The following is a 3,594-nucleotide window of genomic DNA, read 5'->3' as shown; positions in this document are numbered from 1 at the left end:
GCTTATTAAAATAGCGCTTCTTTAAGATATTTCACCTCCTTTAATTCAACCGTGATTTTAATTTCCACTTGACTTATTACCACATGTCTTTTCCTAAATACTACGATAACGAACTATTTAGATAAAAACGAGTTACAATCACGGGCAAATTGTTACATTCCCACCATTTTTGAAAGGATAAACGCTATTATGACAACTAGATTTGAAATCACTAACCAAGAAATTCAAACTGCCTTTTTAAATGTACTCAATTCAACTGATTTTTCTAAATTAACCATCAATCAAATTTGTGACGAGGCTGGTATTAGTCGTATTACTTTTTATCGGCACTACGCTGACAAATACGATTTACTCTCCACGATTAATACTACCCAAATCAACACGCTGAAAAAGTATATTCAAAATAGACTGCATCAAAAAGATATTTCAAATGCCTTATTACAGATGACAGAATTTCTTGAACATGATGCCACAACAATGAACCGACTCTTAGAAATAAAACATATTAACCATCAAGCCAGTTTAGAATATAAACTCAAAAATTTGTTGTATGACGAATTCTATGATTATATGCTTCACGAACTTCAAACTGATATCATCAAAGGCATGCCAGTGGCTTATTTTTCAGAATTATATGCTGCTAATGCAACGATTTTTATCAAATACAGTCTTGATAAAGGACCAAATCCACAACTGATTACCTCTTTGAATCAATTGCAAAAATTTGTATTTGAATTCTTAAAATCAGATTAGGACGTTATTGATAATAGTAAGACAAAAAAATCGTAGTAAAAACTACGACCTTAGCAACTATGCAACTTAACTAATCTAATGATTGCAAATTATATCGTTCAACTAAGTTAATCAATGTACTAGCATAGGTTGGTGCAGTCGCATACCCTGCTGCTTGTAAGCCATTAGCCATCGCCACATAATTTTTGGCATTAATCACCCCGTTGGCAGCATAGCGACTGTTCGCCAATAAGAAATTCGTGTGGTCTTGAAACGAAGCCATCTGTGAACGATATGATCTAAATGGCGCCAAGACTGTCACCCACTTGCCATTCACATATTCAGATGTGTTCATGTTTACAATTGAACCTTGCCAACCAATCCCTTGCTTAATGCCAAATAAGTTATAGTACGGTGCTGAAGCTAAAGTTGATTGTCCCCAGCCACTTTCAAGAATTGCCTGTGCGACCGTAACCGAGGCTAATACACCTGTCCCAGCTGTGGCAGCTTTTGCATCAGCCACAGCAGTATTTAGCCAAGCAGCTTGGGTAGCACTCAATCCAGTAGTTAAAATACTTCCCCCTGTTGACGTTGCTACATTTGTAGTATTAGGAGTAGTATTGGTAGCTGCTGTTGCAGCAGTTTTTAATACTTGCCCGACATAAATTGTACTTGACAAATTCAAGCCATTTAAAGACAACAATGTATTAATATTTACCCCTAATTTCGCAGCAATGGCATAAAGTGTATCGCCAGAATTAACCTTATAACTACCGGTTGTTGTCGTCGTTGTACTGGTAGTAGTGGTTGCCTTAGAAGTAGTGGTTGATGATTGATTAGTACTCGTAGTAGTTTGGGAAACTTTCAAAACCTGCCCAATACGAATCGCATTGACATTGCTGATTTGATTTAAATTAGCAATTTGCGCAAGACTCATATTATAATTTGCAGCTATTTTAGAAAGTGTATCACCTGATTTAACTGTATAGGACGATGTATTATTAGTACTAGTTGACCCGCTTGTTGCAGACTGAGCTGAGGTAGTTGTTTGCGTCACTTTTAAGACTTGACCGACCTTGATCATGTTCACATTTGTTATGTTGTTTAGCGAAGCCAACTGTGCTACTGTCATTTTATTTGAACTAGCAATTTTGGAGAGTGTATCACCTGATTTAACAGTATAGGTCGCTGTACTAGTGGATACCGTACTGGTAGTAATCTTTGTATTACTATTATTGGCATTGCTTTGGTTCGTAGTTACACTTGATCCAGTTATTTTTAGCACTTGCCCAACGCGGAGCACATTGACATTGCTGATTTGATTTAAATTAGCGATTTGTGCAAGGCTCATATTATGATTAGCAGCAATTTTTGATAATGTATCTCCAGATTTAACGGTATAGGTATTATTAGATTTTGTCGTGATTTTTGTTGAAGAGCCTTTACTGGCTAATTCAGATTTTGCCAATACTAATTTTTGACCAGAGTAAATCGTGTTTGAATCCAAATGATTCGTTAATTTAATCTGGTTAACGGTTAAATTATTTTTTAATGCAATGGCATATAATGTGTCACCAGTCTTGACATTATATGTCGTACTCGCAGAAACTTCAATTACTTGGCCACCTACAACTGATGCTGCAACTGCACTAGCTATCAAACTTTTTTTCATACATTCTCTCTCACTTTCAAAATCAATAGATAGTTAAATTATAACATATTTCTTAAGTTTGTTAAGAAATACTTAAGAAAATAAATTATAAAATTCTCTCTGACATCGTTTGATTGACGTAAACAAAAAAGCGAACCAGAATTAACTGAAGTGAACCCCAATAGTTGGACAAAATAAAATTAATTAACTAACTGACTCAGTGGTGAGTTGCCGATATCGAATCGGCGACAGACCATTGAGTTTTTGCTTGATACGGTGATTGTTGTAATAATTGATAAAGTCGTCAACGACCACTTTGAAATCATGAAATGATTCGTACTGTTTATGATGCACGATATTGGCCTTCAAAATATGGAAAAAGCTCTCAATTGGTGCATTGTCGACTGGTGTTGATTTACGGCTCATGCTTTGTGTCATGCCGAAATCCTTCAACGTGTTAATGAACATCGGTGTCTGATAATGGAATCCCTGATCACTATGAATAATAGCCCCACGATGCTTCGATAAAGACTTTAATGGCCGCATGACAAGCGCCATGGTTGGTGTTTTGGCTAAATGATACGACAGGACTTCACCTGCATATAAATCGACGAACGCCGTCAAATAAGCTTTATTATGATTGTTCAACTGAATTTCAGTGACGTCTGTGACAATCTTTTGGTAAGGTGCGTCAGCTTGAAAGTCACGCTTGATGACACGTTCGGCAATCCGCCCTACTGTACCGCGGTAAGAATTATAACGTCGCTTACGCGTGTTATACGTGGTGCTGAGGAGTGCGTTTTGGCGCATAATTCGCAGCACGTGCTTGTGGTTCACCAAATAACCTTGGTCGTGCAACAACGTTGTCACGCGACGATACCCATATTCGGTTTGAAATTGTGGTGACTTAATTTGACGGATGACGTCTGCTATTTTGTTGTCTGATGACGTATTGAGCGGATGAGCTTCTAGATAATAATACGTACTCCGTTTCAAGCCAATTAGCGCTAATAAATCAGCCAATTTAAAATATTTAGTCCGCCTTAGTGACGTTACTGCCGTTTGTTTTTCTCGGTTCGTTGATCCACTAAGGCTTTTAATTTTTTTAGAACAGCATTCTCCATCTTAAGTTGGTTGCTCTTATACTAAAAAACTTACTAACATTAAAGGTGAAGATTATTCTCGACGGAGATGATCTTCACCTTTTTTAG

Annotated in this window: 3 protein-coding genes; 1 reads left to right on the top strand and 2 read right to left on the bottom strand. The window is 37.0% G+C overall.

Annotated features, from left to right (window positions below):
* Positions 1-189 precede the first annotated feature (189 nt).
* Positions 190-753, top strand: a complete 564-nt coding sequence (locus IEU71_RS09755) for a TetR/AcrR family transcriptional regulator (protein ID WP_004913849.1) — start codon at positions 190-192, stop codon at positions 751-753.
* A 70-nt stretch (positions 754-823) separates the two neighbouring features.
* Here IEU71_RS09755 and IEU71_RS09750 read toward each other — a convergent pair whose 3' ends face one another.
* Both IEU71_RS09750 and IEU71_RS09745 read right to left on the bottom strand, forming a co-directional pair.
* Positions 824-2,404: a LysM peptidoglycan-binding domain-containing protein gene (locus IEU71_RS09750; protein WP_004913852.1), complete on the bottom strand. Its 1,581-nt coding sequence runs from the start codon at positions 2,402-2,404 to the stop codon at positions 824-826.
* 183 nt (positions 2,405-2,587) lie between these two features.
* Entirely contained in the window at positions 2,588-3,484 is an 897-nt protein-coding gene (locus IEU71_RS09745) for an IS3 family transposase (RefSeq protein WP_239384851.1), read from the bottom strand.
* Between the last annotated feature and the right edge of the window lie 110 nt (positions 3,485-3,594).

Source organism: Leuconostoc falkenbergense, assembly GCF_014634805.1.
Classification (GTDB): Bacteria; Bacillota; Bacilli; order Lactobacillales; family Lactobacillaceae; genus Leuconostoc; species Leuconostoc falkenbergense.
The sequence above is the reverse complement of the archived record's forward strand: the minus strand, read 5'-3'. Positions and strand labels throughout refer to the sequence as shown.